Below are 26,414 nucleotides of genomic sequence, written 5' to 3' on the forward strand. Positions count from 1 at the left end.
AGAAGAAAGTGGGGAGAACTTATGCTGTCACTCATCTTACTTTGCTTTATAATACTTTGCGGCACATATGCTTGTATAAAAACAGCAGGAGAATCAACAGACATCACACCGATTGAAACATTTGATGACTATTTTATTGATTCACAACCAAAATCCAGAAAAAGATAAGTGAACTTTTTATAGAGAGGACCAGTAGCGGTCCTTTTTTTAGTGGATTGACCTGGTACCCGTTTCATACATTAAAATGTTTTCAATAAGTGCAGACTATTCAGGCTGAAAAAGGTGAGGATATGACCAATATTAGAGATTTGGCAAAAATGTCGGGAGTTTCCGTTTCGACAGTATCTCGTGTCTTGAACAATCATCCATATGTAAGTGAAGAAAAAAAACTAGCTGTTTTAGCAGCAATTGAATCCACGAACTACAACAGAAATATTAATGCTGTGCATTTGAGCAGGGGAAAAACACAGCTGATGGGTGTCGTGCTGCCATTTACCGATACGCCATATTTTGCGTTGCTGCTTAAGGGGATTGCTCAAAAGGCGTTAGAATATGATTATAAGCTTGTGTTGTTTCAAACAGATTATGCGGAAGAAAAAGAAATGGAAGCGTTACAAATGCTTAAGCAAAAGCAGATTGATTCATTAATTATCTGTTCAAGAAAATCCGATTTATCCCTGATTCAAGAGCATATCCAATATGGAACAATTGTCCTTTGTGAAAAAATGAAGAAAGAAAGCCTCCCTTCAACTTTTATTGATCATTATAAAGTTTTCTTCCAAGCGTTAGAGTATTTGTATCAAAAGGGTCATAAAGAAATTGGTTATTGTGTCGGTAGGAAAACTGGTGCAAACAGCTTCTTGCGTGAACAGGCTTATATGGACTTTTTAAAAAAATATGAGCTGCCGTTTAATGCTGACTACATTATGGATGATTGCCTGTATTTCGAAGATGGGGAAAAGGTAATAGAAAAGATGAAGAGACTTGATACACGACCAACTGCACTGTTAGTCACTAGTGATCAAGTGGCTGCAGGTATAATGATAGCATGTCAGAAGGAGCAACTATCCATTCCCAAACAGCTTGCGATTATCGGATTCAATAATGAGCCTATTGCAAAGATGATGAATATTACCACTATTGATATACCGCTTGTTGAGTTAGGAAACAATCTATTTCTCCAAGCAATGGGCGAAGATGTATCTAGTAAAGAAATTTCAGTTAAATTAATAGAAAGAGGAACCGTTTAAAACTTTAGGGTGATTGCATCCTAAAGTTTTTTAAATTAATGTAAAGCTTGTTTTAACCATGAAACCTTTCTGTGTAAGTAACCGTAAACTAACCATTCAAGCAAAATGGAGGTGGTAACAGTGAGTGCTGATAAACCATTTAAAGAAGAAAGCCTTCGTACAAAAATATTCATCATCACTGCAATAGTGTTACTATTCTTGGTTTCATTTGGAGTAATTACGGCAGGATATTTCTTTGGAATTATCGGGTTGTTTAAGCTGCTAGGTGTACACTATGACTCCTTTGCAGCCTTATCTTGGTTTATTGCTGGCTATATAGTATTCGGAGCAGTAGGTGAATTGTTGACAAATATCATGCGGATTTTTATGCGAAAGGCAAATAAATGGTCTGACAAGCAAATTAATGCTGGATTTCTATTCTTATCGTTTCTTGTAAGTTTGACTATTATTTCAACTTTAGATAATATGATGCACACTATTGAAATTGAAGCCGTCACAAGAGTAATAGTTTCCATTGTTTTAGCATTAGTCGATTATATAATGGATGCAAAACTAGAGAGTAAACAGGAAGACAAATAATATAATACATAGCTAGCTATTATTTGCCATTTTTCTTCATAATAAATAGAATTAAATGGAAGCATATAAATATTGGAGGTTACTATGTCTATTAAACAAGTAAAGCTTGCCTATAAGTGGAACCTTATCTTTCATGAAAAATATTCATTATTCGCTGAAATCGACTCTAAGAATAAATACAGCATTATTGACGGAGAGAATGACTTAATTGCGATCTTCTCATTAGAGGAATCATCTATAGACTTCCTGTACAGTGTTTATAACTTAGAGCATAAAATTGATTTCACTACGAAAACGATTGATATTAAACACCAACCCTATGAGGAAGAGGAGTAAAGTAATGTCCTTGCCTCTTCAAAGCAAAATAACGTTATAGAAACATGTCCCGCAAAACATATGGAGGGGTTTGGTGTGTTTGGAAAAACTTAGTCTGGGATGTTTGCAGGCTATGATAATGACTACAGGCTTATAGAAAGTAAAAGTTGGAGACTCAGTGGATGTATGAAAGATGATTGAATATAAAGATGGTAAAGAATACAGGAATGGACTGGGGTGTAATAGTAATTTTATCAATCGTACACTTTGAGATATGTTACTTACATGGTTATGAGAGATATCGAAAGGAATCGAGAGAAATCAAGCAACATACCGTCCTACGCTGCAAACAATGTTTCTATGAATGGGTCAATGAATGTTCAGGTTTAAGTGCTCAGTGTCCATCCTGCAATGGAAAAAGTTTTGAAAGAATAAACTTCTAAAACAAGAGGTGACAGAAAAGAAGATGCAAATTCCAAAAAAGTTTATTAGGCCATTCCCGTCTTATGAAGAAGTATTTCATGAACAGATAGAACAACATAAAAAACATTTCTTGCCTATATGTTCGATAAATTTACAATGTGTTAATTCAGAGTGGGAAGAGTGGCTACATATTATCTCAGTAAAGGAAATTCATGATGGGTGCGTTGGTGAACTAACTTCGCAATTTCATTCAAAATTTACGAAAGAAGATATGATAGGTTTTGATGTTATTGACGGAAAATATAAATTTGAGGCAGACTGGAGATTCTTTGAGATAGAACAAGATCAGTCTGAAATGTTACAGGAAGCATATCTTAATAATGATATAGATTACAACATAAGAAAGGAATACTATCAGCGTAAAGGCAAGATTTATCCATATTCTAGCTTTGGAAAAACGTTTACTGCGGTAGAAGTGTTAGAAGATGAATTCACAAAAAAACAGGAAAGTGGCTGGGGACTGAGCTATCCTCCTGTCAATGGAATTTTGGATGATCTTCGATTTTTGACTGAAGAGGGGCAGAAGTTATTAGAGGATTGTAATAATGAAAACGAGGTATTTGAATATACAAATTTAATCAATGTACCTAAAGATGAGACGGGCCAAACCTTTACCTATATCGGGTTTGCTACAGGTTATTATTTTCAAGCGTTTGGGGCAGATCGGATATATTTATTTTTCAATAAAGAATTAAGAAAAGCAGTGATTTGTTTTGAGTATACTTAAGCACTTTTAAAATGATAGTTATTAATAATAATAGGAGGAGTACATGGCTTTAGAACATGAATTTTATTTAATTGCCCAAGATACGGATATTCGGGAATATTGGCAGTATACACACGATGAAAAAACATACGTTGATTGTGTTGTTCTTCACGATGACTTAATTTTGTATATAATAGACTCTTTAAAGTGGATTCCTACAAAAAATCCAGGCATTCGGACAGTGCAAGGCTATGGCATTAACTATCATGGCATAACGCTTTTTGATAAACAATCAGCTATCCCACTTAGAAATGTTTTCACTGCATGGAGAGATTTATTTAAAAATGCTCCTGAAATAATGAAGCTTACAGGAAGTTTTGTCTGGAGCGAGAATGAAGAAGGAGAGTATGAAAGATTAATCCTTGACAGAAACAAAGTACTCATGCAGCTTGAAAGAATGATTGCAATGGCTGAGAAGCTGTCAGATGGTGAGTATTATATATATCATTGCGGAATTTAAAGAGTGCTTTTACATGATATTTCATCAACATGAAGAAAATGGAGAAGTATGGCATGGTGAATCTATTAAATAAATTGATAGAACAAGAATTAGTTAGTGTATTATTTCGATTTTTGTACTCAACCTTTTTTACAAAATAAAAAGCAATCCCACCGAAAGGAATGCTCATTTACTAATCTCATTATTTTTCATTATTTCATTCTGCAGCTTCTTTGTTAACTTATCAAAAATCAATTGGTAGGAACCAACTATTAAATGTTGAAGAAATTCAACGGATAAATCTGCTTCATAATAAACGGTAATCCAATGCGTTTTATTCATATAATAGCCTGGAATGATAATATCTTTGTATGTTTCTTGAAGTTCTTCTGATTTAGCTGGATTACATTTTAAGGTTATGTATTTTTGCCCTTTTTCGTTGGTGCTTAACATAGCAAAAATTTTTCCGCCAACATGGAAACGAACTGCATTCCATTCTTCTTGAAAATCATATGTTGCGCCCAATAAACTTTTACAATATTTCTTTAAGGTATCTTCCATAAATAACGCCTCCTTTTTCCTTCATTATCAGAGAAAAGAGGAGGAAGGACAATCTATCTTACTCGACAATAACTGACAAGCTATTAAATACATTGAAAATCGATACTTAAAATAGATCCCGGACTAATATATACAAACCGCCCAGGATCTTAATAGTATTTATAGTGTATAAGACTCACCATCATCTGGGACTAACACATTGGTAGAGATTCCTTTTTCTTTTACAAATGATTTTAATTCCTCTCTCGATAATGTCCAGTGGTTAACTGCTTCCATATGAACGGCGATGATTGCTACTTGAGGGGCAGTCTTGTAAACTTCATAGACATCCTTTTCATCCATCACTAGAGAGCCGCCTTCAAAAAATTGATTGTTACCAGCGTTAACAACAATAACTTCAGGTTTATATGTGTTGATTTCTGACTTAACTCCGTCATACCAGACTGTATCACCTGCAACATATAGTGTCTTTTCGCTTGGATGTTTAAAGACAACACCGCAGACAGGACCGGCATATTTTAGTATTTCTCCTCTGCCGTGCTCGCCTTTTGTTTTGATGAGCTGAATATCATTAAAAGAAGTATTTTTAGCTAATATTTCTAAATTATGAAATCCTGCTTTTTTGACTTCTTCAGCATCTTCTTCACTTTGTACATACATTTTAATATCCTTTGACAGTGCGTTTTTGGCTGCATCATCAAAATGATCCAAATGCAAATGTGTCACAATGACAGCATCAACATCTTTTAACATGTCATCAAGTGAAATTGGCAGGCTTACTAACGGATTTTTTTGATCTTGTCGTAATGAGTTGGGAAAAGGGGGGTACGTACCCTTTTCAGCAAGGAAGGGATCAATTAGAAACTTTTTTCCTGCATAATGTACAAGAATTGTAGCATTGCGAATGTGTTGGATATTCATTGTGTGTGCTCCTTTTATTGTTTATTTATGGTATGGGTATAGTTTATACTATGACCATCACCCACTTACACAGATAAAATCAAGTCTTTTAGCTGTTTTACATGATAAATGAAAGGAGTTGGATTTGTTTGTTAGATAATACAGATCTGCTTATTTTAAATGAGCTGTCTGAGAACAGCCGTATTACAATGAAGGAGCTTGGCCAAAAGGTTCATTTAACAGGGCAAGCAGCTTCGACAAGGGTTGGCAGGCTAGAGGATAATGGAATAATCGAAGGATATACCATTAAAGTCAATGAAGTAAAATTAGGCTATTATATTCACGCCTTTCTCAATATTTTCACCAAAAGCACCCACCACGAACCATATTTATCCTTTGTTAGGACGCAAGAGAAATTTATATTAAATAATTATAAGATTAGTGGAGACAGCTGTTACATACTTGAATGTAAGTTCTCCTCTAACGAACAGTTAGACGAGTTTTTAGTCAGCCTTAACAAGCATGCTAATTATAAATTATCCCTTGTCATTAAGAAGGCGTGAACTATTTAAATAAATCGAGTTAGACAGGAGAAAAGGATGAAGCGAGGAGTCAGTTTCGAAATTCCAAATTCACATGGGAATTATCTAGGGGAAATATTAAGAACAATTGATATTTCTTCCTATAATTGGCGTATGGATGGAGAAGCCTATCTTGTGGAAAACGGAGAGCTAAAGGAGCCGCTGCTGCCAGCTAATGTGATGGACGGGTTGGGGTTTTCTGAAAGGTTAGAAGACAATCTATATTATTGCATATTTGCTGATTTAAAAGCTTTTCCAAAAGGAAAGGTAATAAAAGAGATTCATACATATGACGATTTTCTAAAGAGTGATTGTCAAGTAGTGCTGTTATTAGTGGATGGCAGTTTTGTTGCAATTTATGTGAAGGATAGCCGCGCACTTGAACATCTTTATAAGCATGCAATATCACAGGGCTATGGGGGAATTGAATATATTACAGAGGAAAATGATGAAAGAATAAGGTTATCTGTTTGGTGATCTAGCTTTTCAGCTTTCTATTTTCTATAACGAAAGAAAAAACCACAATAGTAACTTGTGGTTTTTTTGATATATTCAAAGTTTGCCAGATGACCAAGAATGGTAGATGCGTTTCACTTCTCGGAACGATAATTTTGGCTTGCGATATTCATTAACGATTCCTTTGTTGTTAAAGCTCCGAGCTCTATCTCGGAAATGGGCACCATTGCTTTGCAAATCTGCTCGCGTATCTGCAAACTGCCATATATATGTTCCGCTAATCTTAGGATCATTGCGAAAGATTGTCAGTGCTTCAGTGAGAATTTTCGCTTGATAATCCTCACTGAACAGCCTCGGCTCCCAACCGGTATCACCATAGATACCTGCTCCTCCGAACTCGGTCATAATGACCGGTGTATCACCAGCTCCCATGTCTTCTGCACGCTTATGGAACTGCTGCAGCATTTCTTTAAAGCCGCCTACATTGCCTTCATACCAGCCAAAGTATTTATTAATGCCAATCACATCAAAAAGCGGGAGAAGAATATCCTCTAGAGGATGCATGGTAGCGTATGTAATCAGTCTCGAGTTGTCGAGTTGTTTCGTCTTTTGTATCAGTTGCTCTGTCATTTTGTAAGCACTGTTTGTACGTGTATCAATCTCATTATGAATCGACCAAAAGATAATGGAAGGATGGTGATAATGCATAGTAATCATTTCAGCCATCATCGTCTGTGCACGCTCCTGGAACAACGGATTACTGACGGTTTCGTCTGGCAAGAGAGCACCCCAAATGGGAATTTCGCTCCAGAACAGGATGCCGTTTTCGTCAAGTAAATCAAGCCAATACGAACTTTGAGGATAATGAGATCCGCGTACAGTATTGCACCCCATTTCTTGAATGATTTGAAGATCTTTATACATCAGCTTAGGTGGAAAAGCAAATCCCCATTCAGGATGTTCTTCGTGGCGATTGACGCCTTTAAGAAAAATAGGCGAGTCATTAATAAGAATCTGGTGATCCTTCGTTTCGATTTTTCGGAATCCAATGCGTTCCACTTTATCATCCTGTTCAAGGCATGCTTGAATCGTATACAACTCTGGCTCGCCAACATTCCATAACCGCACTTCGTTCCAATTCAGCTTTATTGTATAGTCTACAGTTTGATTTGCACAAACAGCTACATGGTCAGAATATAAGCTTTGGCCATCTTCATGAAGTGATAATGCTGTAATCATATCGGTTTGAGCGAGTGAGCTAATTCGTACTTGGAAAATGACGGCGGCATCGGCTCCTTCTAATTCATAGTCAATCTTAAGTTTCTCAATGTATAAGTCTGGTAAAAATTGCATCTCCACAGATCGAATGATACCACCATAGTGAAACCAGTCCACAAGTCTTGTCGGAATGGTAAGGTCATCAAGAGTACTATCTGTTCGAACAATAAGTTCATGCTCTCCTGCTGAAAGGGATGGGATAATGAATTCAAACGGTGTATATCCACCAAAGTGATAACCGAGATGTTGGCCGTCTAGATAGACATCGGCAGCACCGAGCACAGCATGAAAAACTAATCGGACATGGTTAGTATCCTCTATTCTTATTGTTCTTCTAAACCATGCAACACCTTCATAGTCGTACATATGCAACCCGTTATTCCAGCATGAGGGAACATAAATGGACTTAACAGGCTGTGGAAAACGAGCAAACCATTTTTCTTTAAGACCGACATTTTCAGGATCTAACACAAAGTCCCATGGTCCATCTAAAAGACTTGTCTTACGGATATGATGTTCTTGAAAGGTTCTTAGCAAAGCTATTCCTCCTTAATTTTTAATACTTGCATAGCCATCTTGGTGAGGGATTGATAATATGAATAGTATCATGATAAATTCTCGTTCTGAATGGAAAAAAGACGGCGTCTACTTGTAAAAATCGAGCTTAATTATAAGGGGAGATAGAAACTTGAAAATGCCAAAATATGATTTGAATCAGTTCGTCTTGCATATTCATTTTACGCTCGACAAAGTTACATATCCTGGTTGGAAGGATGTCCGCAATCTGGTGAATGTTCATAGTTTATATTGGATTCATGAAGGAGAAGGGAGTTTTTATACTAATACTGAACATAAGGTGAAGAAAGGAATGATGGTTTACTTAAGACCTGGTCTGCAGATGTCAATGCGTTCAGAAATACATGCGCCGCTACGCATGACAATGGTGCTGTTTGATTGTGCGGAGCTTAACTACGATGTAGTTTGGAAGGACATTAAGAGAGTTGCGAAACTGAGTCTGCCTTTTTTAAATCAGTACAATTGCAAACAGGCAGAGGAATTAGGCATGCTCTTTGAGGAAATTCATCAAGAATGGGTGCCTGGAGTTGCACATGGTGCTGCAGTTTCCCAAGGTAAACTAAAAATAATGCTTCATAAGCTCCACAACATGGAGCAGCCCGATTGGAGCATAAATGAATCAAGTACATTAAGCGCCTTTAATAAGATAAAAAAATATATGGAAAACGGATACCAGGATAACATTAAAGTCGAACAGTTAGCGGAGCAATACAGCATTTCAGCAACCTATCTTCGCAAGCTCTTCCTTAAGTACACAGGAATGGGACCAAAAGAGTATCTTAGTTATATCCGTAACGAGCGAGCGTGCAGTTATTTAATATATACAGACTATCAAATTAAAGAGATTGCAAGATTATGCGGTTACTTTGAAGAATATCATTTTAGTAAGATGTTTAAACAATTAAATGACCTATCACCAAGTTCTTATCGGAAGATTCATAAAAAGATAGAGTGAACTTTTAAAAGGCTTTAAACAAAAAGAATCAAAAAAGTGCAGAATATCGCTCCTCATGGAACCTCTTTAAGAAATGGCACGTATATAATTTAGTTTAAATAGGTGGAAGTTTGATCTATATAAAAGTTAATAAGGGGGAGGGATTCTTTATGAATTTTTCTAACAAACAGTTGCAAGATTTAATTCAAGGAAAGATTGTTGGCGATAGCTTTCCTTATTGTACAAAAAATGAGGAAGAAATTGAGGCACATATCCGAAGGTTATTTCATCGAATAAATCGAATACCTAATATCGTTTGTGAAGCAGAATGGAATCATTTTGGCAGTGGCTATGCCTCCTTTATTGAACTTTTTTGTTATCAAAAAGAGGATGTTACTGTCGTTAAGGAAATTAACAACATTCAAGAGTTACAGACAGAAGGAATTATTATTGATATTTGTCGTTTAGCTCCTGTAGCAATTATGGGGGAAGATACTAGATATAAGACAATGCGGACAGATACGAACGAAATAATTGGCGGTGCATACGGTTGTTTATTTGGTGGTCCACATCTGTTAAATATTAGTGAGAAATACGAGACTATTGTGAGAAAATTGGAGTATGCGCTAAAAGAATTTGAATATGAACGGTTAGAAACAGAAAAAATACACCAGCCTTTATCCTTTCAAGCAAAAATCCCAACTATATATAGTAATTCTAACGATTATGTAATTATGGACGCTATCTTTTATTGGGAAGATTAGATTTTCTTGTATTCCAAAAAAACTCTGTATGGATAAATAACTTAAGGTGGCGACATGTTATGGCTTTTCCTATCAAGGTTATGGCATGCTCATGTAAGATAATAGATGGATTCATGCTTGAGCTGCCAGAGAGTCCTGATATCAATCAAATCGGAGTTAATTGGGTAAAGCTGACAGAATTAAAGGATATAGCTCTTTATTCAAATATAAAGGAGCATATCATTAACTATACAAACAACAAGATAAATATTGAGTTATTGTAATAGCTGACTTTAGAAGATAACTTTACGAAAGATGGTGGCTTGTGAATGGGGATGTCAGAATACTATAAAAATATACGTTCGAAAATTGGTAACGAGCTAATATTAATGCCAAGTGTTGCTGCCATTATCAGGAATGATTCTGGAGAAATCTTATTACAAAACAAGGGGAATGGGGAAAAGTGGAGTCTTCCTGCTGGTGCAATAGAGCCAGGAGAAGCACCTGCCGAAGCAATGGTTCGTGAAGTATGGGAAGAGACCGGATTAATTGTTTTGCCGAGAAAGTTAGTAGGAGTGTTTGGCGGAAAAGAATTTCGTTATCAATATCCAAATAGCCATCAAGTCGAATATAACGTTTTTATGTTTCAGTGCGAAATTACCAGCGGCAATCTGAATCCTCATGATCAAGAAACGGCAGAGCTTCAATACTTTAGACCAGATAGGATGCCGGAACTTGCATTACCTTATCCAAAAGACATATTTTCACAAAAAAGGGATGAGCTTTATTTTCAGTGGAATAAACATTGGCTAGAGAAGCTTCCAGAGTAGGATTGTTCGATTTCTAACGTAAAAAAGCAGTGTAACTGAGGAGAAATAAACATGCTGATAATAACAGAAAATGTAAAAGGGAAACGGTATAACCATTTAATGGATTTGCTTACCAGACATTGTAATAAGTTTGCCTTCGTTGAGAATGAGATGGAGGAAGAGAGCCATGCTGCAATTGATGCCAGGATTGTTTATATAAAGGAACACTTGCTGGAAAGGAAAATTCAACGAGAATGGGAAACAACGAAACTTCCTGAGGCCACCGCATATGTTTCTTATTTTCAATTAAATAATGCCACAAGGGATTTCCTGAAGGAAAACAGCAATTCCCTTTTTAGCTGGCTCCATCCAAAATTGCCGGAAGACTTAATGTTTTATCAGAATGATAAATGTATATTAGCTGGATGTTCACACGAGGGCTACTTTATAGTGGAAGAGACCTTGTGGGGAGAATTTCTATTAAATACAGAGCGGTGATTTGCCAGCTCTGTATTTAATTTTTTTAGTTATGAGACCTTCTATGGGAGAGTCTATACTGGTGAGGAGTCGTTCCAACGAGTTTTTTGAATAACTGGATAAAATAAGATACACTTTTGAAGCCTAAGCTTTCACCAATTAATTCAATAGATTTATTTGTCATTTCTAGCAATTGACAAGCTTCTTTTATTCTCCGAATGGTAAGATACTCTGTTAAACTACTTCCCGTTTCACGCTTGAAACTTCTTGATATATATGATTTTGATAAATGAAGCTCATTTGATAAATGTTCTAAGTCAAAGGGCTCCTTATAATGTGCTTCTATCCAATTCATTATCTTTTCAGAGTAGAATAATGGCCGTAATTTATTGTTTGAGGTTGAATCAGGATTAGCATCGGTGCTGTTTATACGGATACATGAGAGCAATTGCATTAAAAAAAGCTGGCTGTCTTCTTCCCAGTTGTTTGTTTGCAGTGATTTATTAAATTGTTCATACAGCTCATACATATAGTTATAATCATTTTCTAAATCAAAAGCTTGAAGTTCGTTTACTCCAAACTGTAATTTTTTTAACAAGGCACTCAGTCCTGGGAAAAAATTTAGGTTTTTCTCTCCGAATGACATTGTATCAAAGTGAAGAATACTTCTCTCATAAGGAGATTGGGGGGATACTTCTACATATACCTTATGTAACTGAAATGGCTGGAAAAAGAAAAGCATTCCTTTTTTTAACTCATAAGTTTGTTGGTTAACTATTACGCGCCCTTGTCCACGATATACAAATAAAAGTTCGCAACCTTGATGCCAGTGATAATATCCTTGGAAATTCTGCTCAGAAACCCTGCGATAAACCCAGTTAAATGGTTTAAGATCTATTTGTTCAAATAAATTCTTCATATAATTCCTCCATATAGTATTCAAACATTGAAAAACTTATTATTTAAGGTTCAAGAACAATAGAGCGACATTTTTGGTTATTTAACAAACACTTTTAGAATAATACGTAAGTTATAATTTAGTAAAGAATTTGGTGATAAAAAGAAAGGAAATCGGAGGAGGAAAATGTGAGCGTCTCAAATGATAACGATCGAGAGTATTGGCTGCAATCCATGCTGAAAATTGCAAGTCCGGTGCTTCAAAACTTAAAAAATAAATCATTAAAAAAAGTAATGCCAGTCGAGATGAAGGAAGGCACAAATCGTCAACAATTCACTCATTTGGAAGCGCTGTCCCGACTGCTCGTTGGGATGGCTCCATGGCTGGAAAGGAAAAGTGAAAATAAGGAGGAAGAAGCACTTCGTATGGAATATGGTGAGCTGGCACGCATAGCTATTGATGCAGGCACAGATCCTCACTCTCCTGATTATATGAATTTTTCAACAGATTTTCAGCCGATTGTTGATACTGCTTTTTTAGCGCATGCATTTCTTAGAGCTCCTGATGAACTATGGAAAAAACTAAGTGGTAGGGTTAAAAACAATGTGATACTTGCAATGAAAGCTACCCGAACAAAAAAACCAATCTTTTCTAACTGGCTTTTATTTTCTGCATTAATTGAAGCCTTTTTATATAAAGTGGGAGAAAAGGATTGGGATCCGATGCGTATTGATTTTGCTGTAAAGCAATTTGATCAATGGTATTTGGGAGATGGTGTATACAGTGATGGACCTGAGTTTCATTATGATTATTATAATAGCTTTGTTATCCATCCTATGCTTGTAGATTTATTAGAAACTGTTGGTGAAGAGTACACAGATTGGCTGGGAAAAAAGGAAACCTTTATGGAAAGATCAAAAAGATATGCAGTTATTCAAGAGCGCATGATTTCGCCGGAGGGAACATTTCCGCCAGTGGGAAGATCTATTGCTTACCGTTTTGGTGTTTTTCAAACTTTAGCTCACCATGCACTTCGCAAGGATTTACCTAAGACACTTGCTCCAGAACAAGTTAGAAGTGCACTGACTCAAGTTATAAAACGGACACTGGAAGCTCCGGGCACATTTACAGAGTCAGGGTGGCTGACTATTGGTTTTTGCGGCCATCAACCAGGGATTGGGGAAGGATATATTTCTACAGGCAGTGTTTATTTGTGTGCGGCCGTTTTCTTGCCATTAGGTTTGGCCGAATCAGATTCATTTTGGAGTAATTCTTCAATGGAATGGACGGCAAAAAGAGCTTGGTCAGGGAATAACTTTCCAATTGATTATTGTTTATAATACTAGAACGAATCTGATGAAGTCCATATCTGAAAGGGGAAAGTAGAGATGAGTACGATTCACGAAGAAATGAAGCATGATAAATTTAAAGCCAAAGCTGTTTTAGATTCAAAATGGCTTGAAGAGGAAATTCAGTATGTTTTGCAAAAAATCGATGAAAATCTAGACCTATTCACGGAGAAGGTACCACCGGCTGCATCAACAAATTTAATGTATATTCCTGAAGATAATAATGATTGGACTGCTAGCTTTTGGATTGGAATGCTTTATTTAGCTTACGAATATACAGGGAATGATAAATATCTTGATGTAATAAAAACCCAGCTTGAAAGCTTTAGTGAACGCTTAACGAAGAATATTCAGTTAGAAACACATGATATTGGTTTTTTATACTCTTTATCCTGTGTGGCGGGCTACCAAGTGCTGAAAGATGAAACCGCAAAAGAAATAGCGATAAAAGCAGCTGATAAGCTGATTACTCGGTATCATCAAAAGGCGAAGATTATTCAAGCATGGGGCGATTTATCTGACCCAGAACAGCTTGGAAGGATGATTATAGATTGTAACATGAATTTGCCGTTATTATATTTTGCTTCCAGAGAAACAGGTAATCAGAAGTATTATAATATTGCCGTAAATCATGCTAAACAAGCAGCCAAGTATATTGTGAGAGAAGACGCATCAACATACCATACCTTTTATATGGATACAGAGAATGGTGAACCGCTTTATGGAAAGACTGCGCAAGGATATACCGATCAATCGTGCTGGGCCCGTGGCCAGGCATGGGGAGTATACGGTTTTGCATTAAGCTACGTACATACAGGGGATAGAGAGTTTCTTGATATTGCTGAAAAACTGGCAAACTATTTTTTAAATCGTCTTCCTGATGATAATATTTGCTATTGGGACTTAGTCTTTACAGAAGGAAAGGAGGAACGTGACAGTTCTGCTGCAGCCATCATGGCTTGTGGACTACTCGAATTAAGCAAGAACTTGCCAGTTTCCCATCAATATAAGGAAGTCTATGAAAATGCAGCCATAAAAATGATTAAGTCACTAGCTGAAAGCTATACTACTAAAAAAGTTCACTCCAATGGTATTTTGTTGCATGCAGTCTACTCTAAGCCTGACAATAATGGGGTAGACGATTGCTGTATCTGGGGAGATTACTATTATTTAGAAGCATTAATACGCACAGTCATGAGCTGGAAGATGTACTGGTAAAAAAAAGAAAAAAAGCACAATCCCATGATAAAGGAATTGTGCTTTATAACCTTATAGAAACTTCTGTTCCATCTTTAAGGCTTGTTTCAACCAGCAGTAAACCGCTTTGGCTGGAAAGCTCTCTTAGCAAAGGCTTTAAGTCATACCTGCTAATATAAGGGATTTGAAATTTTGTTTTTCCGGATTTTTCGATTGCACCATTCACAAGCACGAGAATTCTCTTTGAAGTTAGAATTCTAATGACAAGATGTAAAATAGCATATGGAACTGGAATAATAAAGCGTTTCCCATTTACTTTAACTTTTACCTTCATCATATTACTCAACTGTAACCAATACTTTGTCACCATTTGCTGCTGTAACATCTACAATTTGTCCGTCCAATTCATTATCAATTGCATCTATTAACAGTGCAATGTCAATATCCTTCACATATTTTTCGGATTGGGGAATTCTCTCCGCAATACTAGAGCCTACATTTAAGACAGCTTTTATAAGTTTAATTGGCAGATTAACGTTGACATTATCCCCGTTTTCCGAAGTAACACGGATCTTTAGCATTTTGTTTAAATAGGATGCTGAGGTATGTTTTTGTAGATTGACCTTGTTGTCTTTTCCTTGCAGGGCATCAATTAATTCAGCAGCTTTGTCTTTACTCAGCTTACCTTCTTCAACCATTGTTAAAACTCTTGAAATTTCTTCGCTCATTTAGGATTCCTCCCCATTTAATAATTCAATTGCTTCTTCAGCAGTTATTTCGCCTTTTTCCAGCATTAAGATTACTTTTTTACGATCAATTTTATCTGCTTTCTTAGTGGTAGAATAACCAAGAGAAGAGATAATATCATCTAATTTCCCGCGGACAGTTGGATAAGAAATACCAAGGTCTTTTTCAACCTCTTTTATATTTCCGCGGCATTTTAAGAAAGTCTCGATAAAGCTGAGCTGTTCTTTGTTAAGATTTGCAAAATTAGAAAGTTCGAATTCATTTTCGATAGTGGTATGACAATGAGTACACTGTAGCCGGGTAATTTTTAATTGCTTTGCACAAACAGGGCACTCTGAAATAAGAGGATAAGCCATAATTCCCTCCTTTTTTTATTTATAATGCAATCATACATTAATAATTTAAGAAAATAAATACTTAAATTAAACAAATGGAAGATATAACTTAATTTTTTAAATGTATTCAATTTAAACATTAAATTATTTTATTTTTAGTTTAAGGAAATTAATTTTAATTATGGGTTGTTTGAAGAAGGGGGTTATAGGAACGGGCGAAATATCTTTATCCAATAATAATAGGTTATAACTGCCTTAAGAGTGCTATTTTTTGATGATGAATGTATAAATTCTATCTGATTTTGAGTAACACTGCTTATATACTTTTGTGTATTACACTCATCTTTATTATAAAGGATAGCTATATAATTCGGTGAAATTCTTACCACTTGTAATAGAAGAAAATGCAGTAATCATCCGCTTAGGTTATTAAAGAAGTGTTAGGATATACGTAGAGGAATAGCCTGATGCAAACAATTTATTTACAAAAAAATAAGGAGGCATATTACTATTACGCACTATAAAAAATCAACCAACTCCATAATCTTAAAAGAGCCGGTATATATGAAAGGAGCAAACGGAAAAAACGCTTGTACTAACGAACGGTTATATGGAGAGTTGTCAGGGGAGAGGCTTTAAAAATTTAGTTTTAATAAAAAGGAAGAAACAAACAGCTGAAATGTTAGCTGTTTGTTTGTGTTGAATAATCTTTCTTAAACATAGATTTATTGTCTAAAGCTCACAAGATAGTATTCATTTTTCTAAATGCCTTAGGAGAGACACTTATTTTTTTTACAAAGAGTTCACGGAAATAGTCTATATTAGTGTACCCGACGAGATAACTGATTTCTTTAATGCTGAAATCAGTATGAAGCAAGAGATGACAACTTTTTTCGATTCGGATATTTTGTAAGTATTGAATAAAGGTTTGATTTGTATATTTCTTGAATAGACGCACAAAATGACTTTCACTTATATTCATGAGACTGGCCATGTCGGCTAAAGTTATCATTTTATGTAAATTTTGATGCATATAGGATAAAACTTCATTAATGGCATAGGAGGTTATTTTAGGATTTAAGTTAGGAAGTGCTTGGTGTTCTATGCGGAATAATTTGATTAATAGTTCTCGTAATTTAGCATTTAAAATAAGGGAATACCCAATTTGTTTTTCTTGGAATTCTACAAACATATAGCGAAGTAATGGTAAACAGGTATCATGGTTGTCTTTTAAATGCAGGTAATCAAAAGTGTTATTATTTTCTAATTGAGTACACCATTTTGCAAATGAATTCTCACCATGAACAATTGCTGTATTTACTATCTGTTTTAAGAATTGGCAATCAAAAAGGATGTTACAGACTATAAGCTTATTCTTTGAATTGGAAGAGGAGGGACGAAAAACATGTGATGCCCCAATGGGAATCACAAATAAATCTCCTTTTTGCACTTTAAGGACCTTTTCATTAACATAATGAAAACCACTGCCCTCTTCAATGATGGTAATTTCAATAAAATCATGATAATGGTGAGGTCTAGAAAAATCTTCTTCTAATCTATTTAAATAAATAAATAAGTCCTCTGAAAAATATTTCTTCCCCTTAAAATTTTCTATATTTCTATTCATTAAGTTTATCCTCCTTTTTCTAAATGATTAGATTACCATGTATTTATAGTAATATTACCAAATGTTTTTATAATTGTAAGCGCTATAATTAACTCGAGTTTAAAAATGTTTAATAAATAAGACAACTAAACTCTAATCAAATAATATGATTTCGTGTTTAGTTCTTTTTTTAAAGTTGAAATGATAAGGAGGTAAGCACAGCGATGCTGTTGATAAAAAAAGTCACATGTGAATACAGAACAAACTTATTTGGTACAGATATACAAGCTCCCCGATTGAGCTGGGTGCTTGATTCAGAAAAAAGAGGGACGTATCAGCGAGCTTATCAGATTCAAGTCACAGGCCCAGACGGAAACTTCGAGTTTCCTATCTGGGATACTGGCCGAATTGAATCAGAACAATCTCTGCATGTTGAATATATTGGTCCAAATCTTGAATCTCGTACTCGCTATCATTATAGAATTAAGGTCTGGGATAACTTCGGAAGGGAATCTAGCTGGAGTGAATCTTCATGGTGGGAAACCGCTTTGCTGACTACGAATGAATGGAAAGCTAGTTGGATTACACCAGATTCAACTGACATTGATCCACATGCTAACCCTGTTTTTTTATTAAGAAGAAATTTTCATCTGAAAAAAGGCATTCACTCTGCACGTCTTTATGCCACTGCTGCGGGGGTTTATGAAGTCTATTTAAACGGCAGTAAAGTTGGAGAAGACTTATTGGCGCCTGGGTGGACCAGCTATCTTCATCGTCATCAATACCAAACATATGACGTCACTAGTCAGCTGCAAAATGGAGCGAATGGAATTGGTGTCATGGTAGGGGATGGCTGGTATAAAGGGGAGGTGTCATTTATACCTAGAAGAAATTTTTATGGTGACCGCCGAGGAGTATTGTTACAGCTTCATGTTCAATATGATGATGGAACAGAGGAAGTAGTTTCAACTGATTCAACGTGGAAGTCACAAACAGGGCCTATCTTATTATCTGAATTCTTTGCTGGTGAGACATATGACGCACGCTTGGAAAAAGACGGCTGGACTAGTGGAGGTTATGAGGATTCCAATTGGTATAGGACGACTATCCTTAATCTCCCAATTAATACTTTAGTTGCACAAGAGAATTGGCCGACTACGGTAACTGAAACTATTAGGCCCAAGAAGATTATTCAAACTCCCTCTGGAGATACTCTTCTCGACATGGGACAAAACATGGTTGGCCGTATCCGTATGACTCTGAATGTACCTGCTGGGACCTGTATCACCTTACAGCATGCAGAAGTCTTAGATAAGGATGGAAACTTTTATACTGGTAATCTCCGTTCAGCCAAACAAATGGTTACTTATACAGCCAAAGGCGGTGGTGTGGAAACGTATGCTCCTTATTTTTCGTTCCAAGGCTTCCGATACGTTAAGATTGAAGGCTTTCCTGAACAAGAACAAAATCATAAGCTCCTCATAGAGATCTTTACTGGAGAAGTCATGCATTCAGATATGGAGCCAACTGGTGAATTTGAATGTTCTCACCCACTGGTAAACAAGCTGCAAAGCAACATAAAGTGGGGACAAAGGGGGAACTTTCTAGATGTGCCAACAGATTGCCCTCAACGTGATGAGCGCCTCGGCTGGACTGGTGATGCACAGGTTTTTATTCCAACTTCTGCATTTAATTATCATGTTGGCCCATTCTTTACGAAGTGGCTGCGTGACTTAAAAGCAGATCAAAAGTCTGATGGCAGTGTGCCATATGTAGTACCAGATGTATTAGCTAATTTTGTGCGGAGATCTGGTAAGAAGACATGGGGAGATGAGACGTATACTTCATCAGCATGGGGAGATGCGGCCTCCGTATGTCCATGGACACTTTACCTATGTTATGGTGATAATCGGTTGCTTGCTGAGCAGTATGAAAGTATGAAGGCATGGGTCGAATATATACGAAGTCAAGGAGACAATGAATTTGTATGGAATACAGGATTCCAATTTGGTGATTGGCTTGCTTTAGATGCTGAAGAAGACAGCTATTATGGTGCAACACCGGAATACTTAGTTGCAAACGCCTACTATGCGCTATCGACAAGGATTCTTCGAGATAGTGCTCATGTGCTCGGCAAAGAAAATGATTTACATATCTACAATAAACTATTAAAAGGGATAGTTACAAGCTTTCATGAGAACTACCTCACTTCTGATGGCAGGATAGCTGCAAATACACAAACTGCGCATATACTGCCTCTCATGTTTGATTTAGTAGAAGGAGAGGTTCGTAAACAAGTTGCATACGATTTAAATGAATTAGTTGTTCAGAATGACTATCATTTGACCACCGGCTTTGTTGGTACACCATATCTTTGTTTAGTTCTCTCGCAAAATGGTTATCACAACACAGCTGTTAAGCTGCTGCTACAAGAAAGCTATCCATCTTGGTTGTATTCGGTTACGAAAGGAGCGACAACTATTTGGGAGCATTGGGATGGCATTAAACCTGATGGTACCTTCTGGAGCGATGCGATGAACTCGTTTAATCATTATGCGTATGGAGCAATTGGTGATTGGTTGTACCGATATGTTGCCGGATTGGATATGGATGAACAGGTAGCGGGGTATAAGCGTATTCGGATACAACCTCATTTTTCAAATGGAGCATTAACGTATGCTAAGGGCTCTCTTATTTCTCCGTATGGGAGGATTGAAACTAACTGGAGCCTGCAGGAGCAACAAATCTTAGTTAAAGTAGAAATCCCTGTGAATACAACTGCAGAAATTCTTCTTCCAAATGCTTTATTAGGCAATGTATTGGAAGGAGGACAAAGCTGGAGTATTGGAGAGGGAATCAAGTCAGCTAATGAGGTAGAAAATGGGGTCCATTTTACGGTTGGCTCTGGTTCTTATTGTTTTACTTATTCAGCTACGCTCGTCAATTAAGTAAGCTCTGAAACTTTAAAAACATCCTTCTTATAAAAAAACGTCTTAAAAGGGGAAGGATGTTTATCATTATTAAAATAGAATGGATGCTAGGAGGAGACGAAGTGTTAAATTTCCGACAAAAATTATTTTTTGGGACAGGCAGTTTAGGCAAAGATTTATTTAATGGAATTATTTCAGCCTATCTAATAATATTTTATACAGATGTATTCGGCCTGACAGCCTCCTTGGCAGGATTAGTTCTGTTAATTACCAAATTGGTGGATGGAGTATCAAATCCTCTTATCGGAATGATGGTGGATCGTACGAATACTCGCTTCGGTAAGTTTAGACCATATTTTTTAATTGTTCCCATACCTTTTGCTGTATTTACGATACTTACATTTACTGCACCAGATATGAGTGAAGGGATGAAATTTGTTTATGCATTAATCACATACAATCTTGCTGGAATTTGCTTTACCATTTATGATGTCGCTTACTGGGGAGTAGTTCCAAGTTTATCTAAAGATACAAAAGTGCGGACGGAGCTTATTTCCTTTGGCAGAGTCTTCACGGCAGTTGGAGGATTAATTGTATCTACCTTTGCATTGCCAGTCATTCATTATTTTGGTAAAGGAGACAACCAAACAGGCTATTTTTATCTGGCAGTAATTGTTGCAGTCTTAGGTGTAATATTTTCGTTTTTTACATTTTTTAATACGAAAGAACAGTACACAAGAAAAACAGAACCGCCAACACTTAAAGAATATTTTAAAGTAATATTAAATAATAAAGGTGTGCTATCAGTAGTTACAGTAGTTCTAAGTTATGGACTATGTTTTGGATTACAGAATGCAGTAGGTTTATATTATTTGACTTATTATATGAAAAAGCCTGAGTTAATCCCAATATATATGTTTTTGACATTAGGAGCTAAAGTCATTGGGTCTATCTTTGCCCCAGTTTTTACAAAAAAATGGGGGAATAAAAAGATAACAATAAGCACTTTCATAGGGATAATGGTATTTAGTCTTATCATGTATTTTGCTCCAATACAATATCCTGCTGTGTATTTTATCTTGGCAGTGCTGGTGTCCTTCTTTATAGGTTTAGTGCTGGTATCAATGACAGCATTAATGGCAGATTTAGCTGATTACACAGAGTTTAAAACAGGCAAAAGATCTGATGGTGTCCTTTTTTCGCTCAATGCCCTATCTATCCAAATTGGGTTCGCAGTATCGGCAGGAGTTGCAGGACTGCTGCTTGATTCCACAGGCTATGTTCCAAATCAAGAAATTCAAAATGATGCAACATTGCTATGTATTAACATAATGAGAACAGTTGGACCAGGTTTGGTATGTTTACTTGCTTTATTTATGATTAAATATTATCCAATCAATTCAAATAAAGAAATGGAGAAAATTTATTCTGAATTAGAGAAAAAAAGCAAAGCAGCTGTTTGAGTTTGAAATTGAATTATTTGAAGTAGTATGAAAACAAATAGGAAAGTTGAAATAGAAGGTTATCATAATAGGGGGATTCTAATGAAGAATATAACCTTATCTAACGGCACCACTGTTGAAGTTGAATGTTTAAGCTGTGCCTTAACAAGCGGAATAATTGAACCAGATGGTGGTGCAGTATATGAAACTGAACATTTTCACGCACATCAAGATGTTGCTTATCCAATTAAAGGGTTAATGATATTAGCTTCTAAGCAGCATATAAAATGCTTCGATGAACTAACGGACCAAGAGCAGTTAGATTATATAAAGACCTTGTCAAAGATTAGGCATGCCCAAAGGAAAGTTTTGGGAATAGAGTATGTTTATTATTTTTATAATGAAGACACAGCACATCATTTTCATACTTGGATGGTCCCAAGGTATGATTGGATGGCGGGCTTTGGACGTTCCATTGAATCAGTAAGACCAATCTTACTTTATGCTAGAAACGAAATGAATAATAAAGAAAATATAGATGAGGTAATGGCTGCAATTAATTCTCTCAGGAAAGAGCTAAATAATGATGTTTAGGAATTAGTACATTACGAAACAAATCTCATAACATACACGATTTGCGGAACAATATAGTTGGAGGTGAATACAGTGTCTAACAGAAAAGCTGATCCATCAACAATTGGTTTAGGTTCTACAAATGTTCAAGGACAAGGTACTACAATGAAAGAAACGGGGAACAGAAAGTCTGATTCTTCGCGAAAGAAGCAAAAACAATCTTAATATTGGATGAAGAAAAAACAGACGGACTCCGTCTGTTTTTTAGATATTCGCCAACTTGATGGCATTTGCGAGAGAGGAATTGACTGAGATATTATCGAATTTTAAACCGAGCTGAATAGCAGTTTGAGCAACTTCAGGACGAATGCCAGAAAGGTCGGTTTTAACGCCGATTAATGATAATGCTTCGATTAGTTGAAAGATTTGATGTGCAACCATTGTATCAATAATGACTACACCGGAAAGGTCAAGAAGCAATCTGTTTACTCCTAAACGGTTGCATTGCTCTAACGTTTTCTCAAGTAGGATTTTCGCACGTGCTGTGTCAATCTCCCCAACTAATGGCAATAATGCTGTTTGGTTATTTAAGGCAATAACAGGTGTGCTGAGTTCAAGAATTAACTCCTGCTGGGCATGCAGTCTTTTTTCGGAGTTGCGATTATACTCTTTTGTAAACCATTCAATCACATTTGCCATTGTTTCTGTAACAACCTGATATATTGTATGTATTTCGCTTACGGCAAGATTATCTTTATGTTCCTCGATAAATTCCGTCATTAAATCAAGGTACTGCTTTTGCGTTCTGTGAAATTCGCGGATGATAAAATGAATCGGGGTTTGCGAATGTTCCTGATCCTGCGCTACCTTTAGTATCCATTGTTCAAAATCAGCTGAAAATTTTCCTTCTTCCTTACGAAATACTTCTGCAAAGTTCTCGTGGAACTCATAGTTTTGTTGCTTCACGCCTTTAATGATTTCTGGATCATTAGAAGCATAAACTCCGCTGCTATTGGATTTATCTAGACTTTCATACCAGTCTTCTGTTATTTGCCATGTTTTTTTAACAAAAAAATGATAAAGTTCATTATTTGAATACATTTCAATCCTCCTGTTGGTGCAATTAATAGGTTGTCCATAGAATTTTACACTATCTGAGTTCATCCGTCTAAAGTATTGGGTGGCGATCATGTATTTTTACTGCATTGTAAAACAAAATCCCCCTTAATGGGGGATGGTAAAATAATTTTACAAATAGGTTTTTAATGTATCTTGCAGTGTACCTCGTGTTTCCGCATCTTTTTCGAAGCGGATGCCTGCATGAACCATTTTTTTGACAAGTTCAGGTCTAAGTCCTGTAAGGATTGCCTTACAGCCCATCATGGAGATTCCAGCTAAAATCTTTTCAAAGTAATCAATCACATCCATTTCCATTCTCGCAATCCCGGAAAGGTCAATGATGAGTGTTTGAATTCTTGAATCTGCAATATCATTTAATACCTTTTCTTCAATCACTCTAATTCGATACGAATCAATTGCTCCAATAAGAGGTAATACCGAAACAGATTGCTTAACTGGAATGATTGGAACAGACAAATGTTCTACCATTTCTCTTTGTCTATATAGCATTTCATCTTTAAAGTTTGAGTAATTAAGAAAGAAGCTGTTTAAGAATTTATCCATTTTTTCATTTATGCTTTTTTCTAAGATATAAAAATTATTGCGGTCTGATATTATATTCTGCTGTTCATCAATAATATAGATAAAATGCCATATTGTTCTTCTAATTGCCTGCACCCACTCCAGTTTTAACTCTAAAGTTAATGAGTGCTTTGCCCAAGCGATTCCTTCGACTTTAGCAAAAGAAACCAATTCTTCCTCTTTTTCGTCCATAACGAAAAATGTCATTTTTTTGGCGTTTTTTAATAAATCGATGTTTCCCTTATTTAAGATATCCGTAATTTTTGTTGAGACATTAACTGCTTCCGTAAGCAATTTGCTTTCAAACTTATCCCCATTTTCATTAATAAATATCTTTACTTCATCTCTAATATTATTAATTGGATTCATTTTTAACTACTCCTCTTGGCTTTGTTAATTAATATGTACCCCTTTATCTATAAATCATTATATATAAAATACTGCTTGGAGAGCAATTATTGTTTCATTACCAAAATATTTTAGGGGAAGGATAAGCTTCCTATCTTTGCAACACAATAAATATATGAGTTACCCAATAAAGGAAAGTAGGTGGAATTAATGAAATATGAACAGTTGGCAAAGGATATTATTGCAAATGTTGGAGGTAAAGAAAATGTCAACAGCGTTGTTCATTGTATTACTCGCTTGCGCTTCAAGTTAAAAGATGAAAGCAAGGCTCAGACCGATATAATTAAAAATATGGAAGGCGTAGTAACTGTTATGAAAAGCAGTGGCCAGTATCAAGTGGTCATCGGAAATCACGTTCCAGACGTATATAAGGCGGTAGTGGAGGTTGGCGGGCTTAATACACAATCGTCGTCTGAAGATAACGGAGGCGGAGAAAAGCAAGGGATATTTAATCAATTCATTGATATTATTTCCAGCATCTTTACACCTGTATTAGGTGTTTTGGCAGCAACCGGGATGATTAAGGGGTTTAATGCGTTATTTTTAGCATTAGGCTGGCTTGAGGCAACATCTGGAACTTATCAAATATTAAATGCACTCGGTGATTCCTTATTTTATTTCTTCCCGATATTCCTAGGATATACAGCCAGCAAAAAGTTTGGTGGCACAACTTTTATTGGGATGGTAATAGGTGCTTCCCTTGTTTATCCGACCTTAACAACGTTAACGACAGGTACACCGATTACTACATTATTTTCAGGCACTGTGTTTCAGTCACCAGTATTTATTACGTTTTTAGGGGTGCCTGTTATATTAATGAGCTATGCTTCTTCTGTAATACCGATCATCCTAGCTGCTTATTTTGGAGTGAAGCTGGAGAAGTTTTTTAAAAAAATTATTCCAGATGTTGTTAAAACCTTCTTAGTTCCATTCTTTACACTTTTAATCGCAGTGCCGATAACGTTTTTAGTGATTGGACCGATTGCCACTTGGGCAGGCGTATTAATTGGACAAGCTACACTTTGGCTATATAATCTCAGTCCAATTATTGCCGGTATTTTCGTCGGCGGATTATGGCAGGTTTTTGTTATTTTCGGCCTGCATTGGGGGCTTGTGCCGATTGCGATTAACAACCTGACTGTGCACGGAGCAGATCCGATACTCGGCACGATGTTTGCTGCATCTTTTGCACAAATTGGTGCTGTGCTTGGTGTATGGTTAAGAACAAAACAGCAAAAATATAAAACATTAAGCATTCCTGCATTCATTTCCGGCATATTCGGGGTTACAGAGCCTGCCATTTACGGAATAACGTTGCCATTAAAAAAACCATTTATTATCAGCTGTATTGCAGCGGCTGTCGGCGGAGGAATTCTTGGCTTTGCCAAGTCGCAAATATATATGGTCGGAGGTTTGGGAATCTTCGGAATTCCTACTTATATTGATCCAAAAGCTGGCATAACTTTTGCCTTCTGGGGTGCTGTTATTGCCATTATTGTCGGCTTTATCTTAGCATTCATTTTAACGTATTTGTTTGGCAATTCTAAAACAGAAACAGCAGATACGACGGCTAACAACCAGGCAAATAAAGAGGAACCGCCAGCAGTTAAGCTCGCTGATGAGGTTATATATAGTCCGATAAACGGCGAAGTCTTATCATTATCTTTGCTTAAAGATGAAGCATTTGCATCAGGAGCGTTAGGTCAAGGGGTTGCAATTGAACCTTCTGAAGGTAAAGTATATTCTCCAGTAGATGGTACTGTCACAGCGCTTTTTCCTACAAACCATGCAATTGGAATCACTTCTGACAATGGTTCAGAAATCTTAATCCATGTTGGGATGGATACGGTTGAATTAAATGGCAAGTTTTTTACCGCACATGTCAGCCATGGAACGAGAGTAAAAAAAGGTCAGCTGTTAATTGATTTCGACTTAACGGAAATCAAAAAAGCGGGCTATGTTGTTTCTACACCTGTGATTGTGACAAACCAAGGAGATTTTGAACAAATAACACCAACCGAACAAAAGCAAACAAAAGTTGGCGAACAATTAATAGAAACAAAAATAAAAGCTTAAATAAT

The 26,414-nt window shown here is 36.2% G+C and carries 30 protein-coding genes; 20 read left to right on the top strand and 10 right to left on the bottom strand.

Annotated features, from left to right (window positions below):
- The first annotated feature begins 21 nt into the window (after window positions 1-21).
- From MKX82_RS23355 to MKX82_RS23380, 6 genes are all read left to right on the top strand, one after another.
- Window positions 22-168 (top strand): hypothetical protein, encoded by a 147-nt coding sequence (locus MKX82_RS23355; RefSeq protein ID WP_233315532.1) that lies wholly within the window; start codon window positions 22-24, stop codon window positions 166-168.
- Between the two features lie 122 nt (window positions 169-290).
- On the top strand, window positions 291-1,250 hold the full coding sequence (locus MKX82_RS23360) for a LacI family DNA-binding transcriptional regulator (RefSeq protein ID WP_251646925.1): 960 nt from the start codon (window positions 291-293) through the stop codon (window positions 1,248-1,250).
- Between the two features lie 120 nt (window positions 1,251-1,370).
- Window positions 1,371-1,829, top strand: coding sequence for a YrvL family regulatory protein (locus tag MKX82_RS23365; RefSeq protein ID WP_341080492.1), 459 nt, complete (start codon window positions 1,371-1,373; stop codon window positions 1,827-1,829).
- Window positions 1,830-1,913: 84 nt separating this feature from the next.
- Window positions 1,914-2,165, top strand: a complete 252-nt coding sequence (locus MKX82_RS23370; RefSeq protein ID WP_341080494.1) for a hypothetical protein — start codon at window positions 1,914-1,916, stop codon at window positions 2,163-2,165.
- Window positions 2,166-2,610: 445 nt separating this feature from the next.
- Window positions 2,611-3,354 (top strand): siderophore biosynthesis protein, encoded by a 744-nt coding sequence (locus tag MKX82_RS23375; RefSeq protein ID WP_341081617.1) that lies wholly within the window; start codon window positions 2,611-2,613, stop codon window positions 3,352-3,354.
- A 43-nt stretch (window positions 3,355-3,397) separates the two neighbouring features.
- The gene (locus tag MKX82_RS23380) at window positions 3,398-3,853 is read left to right on the top strand and encodes a coproporphyrinogen III oxidase (protein ID WP_341080496.1); all 456 of its coding nucleotides are present in this window, start codon (window positions 3,398-3,400) and stop codon (window positions 3,851-3,853) included.
- 165 nt (window positions 3,854-4,018) lie between these two features.
- Here MKX82_RS23380 and MKX82_RS23385 read toward each other — a convergent pair whose 3' ends face one another.
- Together MKX82_RS23385 and MKX82_RS23390 are read right to left on the bottom strand one after the other, a co-directional pair.
- Window positions 4,019-4,393, bottom strand: coding sequence for an MmcQ/YjbR family DNA-binding protein (locus MKX82_RS23385; protein WP_341080498.1), 375 nt, complete (start codon window positions 4,391-4,393; stop codon window positions 4,019-4,021).
- A gap of 159 nt (window positions 4,394-4,552) precedes the next feature.
- On the bottom strand, window positions 4,553-5,314 hold the full coding sequence (locus tag MKX82_RS23390; RefSeq protein WP_341080500.1) for an MBL fold metallo-hydrolase: 762 nt from the start codon (window positions 5,312-5,314) through the stop codon (window positions 4,553-4,555).
- Window positions 5,315-5,442: 128 nt separating this feature from the next.
- On the opposite strand from MKX82_RS23390, the gene MKX82_RS23395 reads away from it, so the two are divergent.
- Complete coding sequence (locus MKX82_RS23395) at window positions 5,443-5,856, top strand: Lrp/AsnC family transcriptional regulator (RefSeq protein ID WP_341080502.1); 414 nt, start codon at window positions 5,443-5,445, stop codon at window positions 5,854-5,856.
- Between the two features lie 36 nt (window positions 5,857-5,892).
- Window positions 5,893-6,351: a DUF2691 family protein gene (locus tag MKX82_RS23400; RefSeq protein WP_341080504.1), complete on the top strand. Its 459-nt coding sequence runs from the start codon at window positions 5,893-5,895 to the stop codon at window positions 6,349-6,351.
- A gap of 75 nt (window positions 6,352-6,426) precedes the next feature.
- Here MKX82_RS23400 and MKX82_RS23405 read toward each other — a convergent pair whose 3' ends face one another.
- A complete protein-coding gene (locus tag MKX82_RS23405) occupies window positions 6,427-8,145 on the bottom strand; it encodes a glycoside hydrolase family 2 protein (protein WP_341080505.1) in 1,719 nt (572 codons plus the stop codon).
- Between the two features lie 157 nt (window positions 8,146-8,302).
- Here MKX82_RS23405 and MKX82_RS23410 point away from each other — a divergent pair, with 157 nt between their 5' ends.
- From MKX82_RS23410 to MKX82_RS23430, 5 genes are all read left to right on the top strand, one after another.
- Window positions 8,303-9,139, top strand: a complete 837-nt coding sequence (locus MKX82_RS23410) for an AraC family transcriptional regulator (protein ID WP_341081619.1) — start codon at window positions 8,303-8,305, stop codon at window positions 9,137-9,139.
- A 149-nt stretch (window positions 9,140-9,288) separates the two neighbouring features.
- Window positions 9,289-9,882: a hypothetical protein gene (locus tag MKX82_RS23415; RefSeq protein ID WP_341080507.1), complete on the top strand. Its 594-nt coding sequence runs from the start codon at window positions 9,289-9,291 to the stop codon at window positions 9,880-9,882.
- A 59-nt stretch (window positions 9,883-9,941) separates the two neighbouring features.
- Window positions 9,942-10,145 (top strand): hypothetical protein, encoded by a 204-nt coding sequence (locus tag MKX82_RS23420; protein ID WP_341080509.1) that lies wholly within the window; start codon window positions 9,942-9,944, stop codon window positions 10,143-10,145.
- 45 nt (window positions 10,146-10,190) lie between these two features.
- On the top strand, window positions 10,191-10,691 hold the full coding sequence (locus tag MKX82_RS23425) for an NUDIX hydrolase (RefSeq protein ID WP_341080511.1): 501 nt from the start codon (window positions 10,191-10,193) through the stop codon (window positions 10,689-10,691).
- A 51-nt stretch (window positions 10,692-10,742) separates the two neighbouring features.
- Window positions 10,743-11,168 carry a stage III sporulation protein AH gene (locus tag MKX82_RS23430; RefSeq protein WP_237942405.1) on the top strand — a complete coding sequence of 142 codons (426 nt, stop codon included), beginning with the start codon at window positions 10,743-10,745 and terminating at the stop codon, window positions 11,166-11,168.
- Between the two features lie 25 nt (window positions 11,169-11,193).
- Here the strand turns inward: MKX82_RS23430 and MKX82_RS23435 are convergent, their stop codons facing one another.
- On the bottom strand, window positions 11,194-12,066 hold the full coding sequence (locus MKX82_RS23435) for an AraC family transcriptional regulator (protein WP_251646910.1): 873 nt from the start codon (window positions 12,064-12,066) through the stop codon (window positions 11,194-11,196).
- 167 nt (window positions 12,067-12,233) lie between these two features.
- Between MKX82_RS23435 and MKX82_RS23440 the strand changes: the two genes are divergently transcribed.
- Window positions 12,234-13,385, top strand: a complete 1,152-nt coding sequence (locus MKX82_RS23440; protein ID WP_341080512.1) for a DUF2264 domain-containing protein — start codon at window positions 12,234-12,236, stop codon at window positions 13,383-13,385.
- 48 nt (window positions 13,386-13,433) lie between these two features.
- Window positions 13,434-14,612, top strand: coding sequence for a glycoside hydrolase family 88 protein (locus MKX82_RS23445; RefSeq protein WP_341080514.1), 1,179 nt, complete (start codon window positions 13,434-13,436; stop codon window positions 14,610-14,612).
- A 43-nt stretch (window positions 14,613-14,655) separates the two neighbouring features.
- Here the strand turns inward: MKX82_RS23445 and MKX82_RS23450 are convergent, their stop codons facing one another.
- The 4 genes from MKX82_RS23450 to MKX82_RS23465 all read right to left on the bottom strand — a co-directional run bounded on the left by MKX82_RS23450 (window position 14,656) and on the right by MKX82_RS23465 (window position 17,300).
- The gene (locus MKX82_RS23450) at window positions 14,656-14,928 is read right to left on the bottom strand and encodes a hypothetical protein (protein ID WP_233315517.1); all 273 of its coding nucleotides are present in this window, start codon (window positions 14,926-14,928) and stop codon (window positions 14,656-14,658) included.
- Between the two features lies 1 nt (window position 14,929).
- Window positions 14,930-15,319: an SHOCT-like domain-containing protein gene (locus MKX82_RS23455; protein ID WP_233315516.1), complete on the bottom strand. Its 390-nt coding sequence runs from the start codon at window positions 15,317-15,319 to the stop codon at window positions 14,930-14,932.
- Window positions 15,320-15,694, bottom strand: coding sequence for a DUF2089 domain-containing protein (locus tag MKX82_RS23460; protein WP_233315515.1), 375 nt, complete (start codon window positions 15,692-15,694; stop codon window positions 15,320-15,322).
- Between the two features lie 718 nt (window positions 15,695-16,412).
- A complete protein-coding gene (locus tag MKX82_RS23465) occupies window positions 16,413-17,300 on the bottom strand; it encodes an AraC family transcriptional regulator (RefSeq protein WP_341080518.1) in 888 nt (295 codons plus the stop codon).
- 203 nt (window positions 17,301-17,503) lie between these two features.
- Between MKX82_RS23465 and MKX82_RS23470 the strand changes: the two genes are divergently transcribed.
- The 4 genes from MKX82_RS23470 to MKX82_RS23485 all read left to right on the top strand — a co-directional run bounded on the left by MKX82_RS23470 (window position 17,504) and on the right by MKX82_RS23485 (window position 22,449).
- Entirely contained in the window at window positions 17,504-20,227 is a 2,724-nt protein-coding gene (locus tag MKX82_RS23470) for a family 78 glycoside hydrolase catalytic domain (protein ID WP_341080521.1), read from the top strand.
- Window positions 20,228-20,331: 104 nt separating this feature from the next.
- On the top strand, window positions 20,332-21,672 hold the full coding sequence (locus tag MKX82_RS23475; RefSeq protein WP_341080526.1) for an MFS transporter: 1,341 nt from the start codon (window positions 20,332-20,334) through the stop codon (window positions 21,670-21,672).
- Between the two features lie 81 nt (window positions 21,673-21,753).
- Window positions 21,754-22,245 (top strand): HIT family protein, encoded by a 492-nt coding sequence (locus MKX82_RS23480; RefSeq protein ID WP_341080528.1) that lies wholly within the window; start codon window positions 21,754-21,756, stop codon window positions 22,243-22,245.
- 72 nt (window positions 22,246-22,317) lie between these two features.
- Window positions 22,318-22,449, top strand: a complete 132-nt coding sequence (locus MKX82_RS23485) for a YuzL family protein (protein ID WP_233315513.1) — start codon at window positions 22,318-22,320, stop codon at window positions 22,447-22,449.
- A gap of 39 nt (window positions 22,450-22,488) precedes the next feature.
- Here the strand turns inward: MKX82_RS23485 and MKX82_RS23490 are convergent, their stop codons facing one another.
- Entirely contained in the window at window positions 22,489-23,325 is an 837-nt protein-coding gene (locus tag MKX82_RS23490; RefSeq protein WP_233315512.1) for an STAS domain-containing protein, read from the bottom strand.
- Window positions 23,326-23,472: 147 nt separating this feature from the next.
- Window positions 23,473-24,294 carry an STAS domain-containing protein gene (locus tag MKX82_RS23495; protein WP_341080533.1) on the bottom strand — a complete coding sequence of 274 codons (822 nt, stop codon included), beginning with the start codon at window positions 24,292-24,294 and terminating at the stop codon, window positions 23,473-23,475.
- A gap of 189 nt (window positions 24,295-24,483) precedes the next feature.
- Here MKX82_RS23495 and MKX82_RS23500 point away from each other — a divergent pair, with 189 nt between their 5' ends.
- On the top strand, window positions 24,484-26,409 hold the full coding sequence (locus MKX82_RS23500) for a beta-glucoside-specific PTS transporter subunit IIABC (protein ID WP_341080534.1): 1,926 nt from the start codon (window positions 24,484-24,486) through the stop codon (window positions 26,407-26,409).
- Window positions 26,410-26,414: the final 5 nt, after the last annotated feature.

Origin of the sequence: Niallia sp. FSL R7-0271 (assembly GCF_038005785.1) — a bacterium.
GTDB lineage: Bacteria > Bacillota > Bacilli > Bacillales > Cytobacillaceae > Niallia.

Excerpts from the sequence above, each read along its gene's own strand:
- MKX82_RS23410 (WP_341081619.1), top strand. The coding sequence starts at position 8,303 with ATGCCAAAATATGATTTGAATCAGTTCGTCTTGCATATTCATTTTACG.
- MKX82_RS23450 (WP_233315517.1), bottom strand. The coding sequence starts at position 14,928 with ATGATGAAGGTAAAAGTTAAAGTAAATGGGAAACGCTTTATTATTCCA.
- MKX82_RS23415 (WP_341080507.1), top strand. The coding sequence starts at position 9,289 with ATGAATTTTTCTAACAAACAGTTGCAAGATTTAATTCAAGGAAAGATT.
- MKX82_RS23370 (WP_341080494.1), top strand. The coding sequence starts at position 1,914 with ATGTCTATTAAACAAGTAAAGCTTGCCTATAAGTGGAACCTTATCTTT.
- MKX82_RS23375 (WP_341081617.1), top strand. The coding sequence starts at position 2,611 with ATGCAAATTCCAAAAAAGTTTATTAGGCCATTCCCGTCTTATGAAGAA.
- MKX82_RS23380 (WP_341080496.1), top strand. The coding sequence starts at position 3,398 with ATGGCTTTAGAACATGAATTTTATTTAATTGCCCAAGATACGGATATT.
- MKX82_RS23500 (WP_341080534.1), top strand. The coding sequence starts at position 24,484 with ATGAAATATGAACAGTTGGCAAAGGATATTATTGCAAATGTTGGAGGT.
- MKX82_RS23420 (WP_341080509.1), top strand. The coding sequence starts at position 9,942 with ATGGCTTTTCCTATCAAGGTTATGGCATGCTCATGTAAGATAATAGAT.
- MKX82_RS23430 (WP_237942405.1), top strand. The coding sequence starts at position 10,743 with ATGCTGATAATAACAGAAAATGTAAAAGGGAAACGGTATAACCATTTA.
- MKX82_RS23490 (WP_233315512.1), bottom strand. The coding sequence starts at position 23,325 with ATGTATTCAAATAATGAACTTTATCATTTTTTTGTTAAAAAAACATGG.
- MKX82_RS23465 (WP_341080518.1), bottom strand. The coding sequence starts at position 17,300 with ATGAATAGAAATATAGAAAATTTTAAGGGGAAGAAATATTTTTCAGAG.
- MKX82_RS23470 (WP_341080521.1), top strand. The coding sequence starts at position 17,504 with ATGCTGTTGATAAAAAAAGTCACATGTGAATACAGAACAAACTTATTT.
- MKX82_RS23400 (WP_341080504.1), top strand. The coding sequence starts at position 5,893 with ATGAAGCGAGGAGTCAGTTTCGAAATTCCAAATTCACATGGGAATTAT.
- MKX82_RS23385 (WP_341080498.1), bottom strand. The coding sequence starts at position 4,393 with ATGGAAGATACCTTAAAGAAATATTGTAAAAGTTTATTGGGCGCAACA.
- MKX82_RS23445 (WP_341080514.1), top strand. The coding sequence starts at position 13,434 with ATGAGTACGATTCACGAAGAAATGAAGCATGATAAATTTAAAGCCAAA.
- MKX82_RS23355 (WP_233315532.1), top strand. The coding sequence starts at position 22 with ATGCTGTCACTCATCTTACTTTGCTTTATAATACTTTGCGGCACATAT.
- MKX82_RS23480 (WP_341080528.1), top strand. The coding sequence starts at position 21,754 with ATGAAGAATATAACCTTATCTAACGGCACCACTGTTGAAGTTGAATGT.
- MKX82_RS23495 (WP_341080533.1), bottom strand. The coding sequence starts at position 24,294 with ATGAATCCAATTAATAATATTAGAGATGAAGTAAAGATATTTATTAAT.
- MKX82_RS23390 (WP_341080500.1), bottom strand. The coding sequence starts at position 5,314 with ATGAATATCCAACACATTCGCAATGCTACAATTCTTGTACATTATGCA.
- MKX82_RS23435 (WP_251646910.1), bottom strand. The coding sequence starts at position 12,066 with ATGAAGAATTTATTTGAACAAATAGATCTTAAACCATTTAACTGGGTT.
- MKX82_RS23460 (WP_233315515.1), bottom strand. The coding sequence starts at position 15,694 with ATGGCTTATCCTCTTATTTCAGAGTGCCCTGTTTGTGCAAAGCAATTA.
- MKX82_RS23425 (WP_341080511.1), top strand. The coding sequence starts at position 10,191 with ATGGGGATGTCAGAATACTATAAAAATATACGTTCGAAAATTGGTAAC.
- MKX82_RS23360 (WP_251646925.1), top strand. The coding sequence starts at position 291 with ATGACCAATATTAGAGATTTGGCAAAAATGTCGGGAGTTTCCGTTTCG.
- MKX82_RS23455 (WP_233315516.1), bottom strand. The coding sequence starts at position 15,319 with ATGAGCGAAGAAATTTCAAGAGTTTTAACAATGGTTGAAGAAGGTAAG.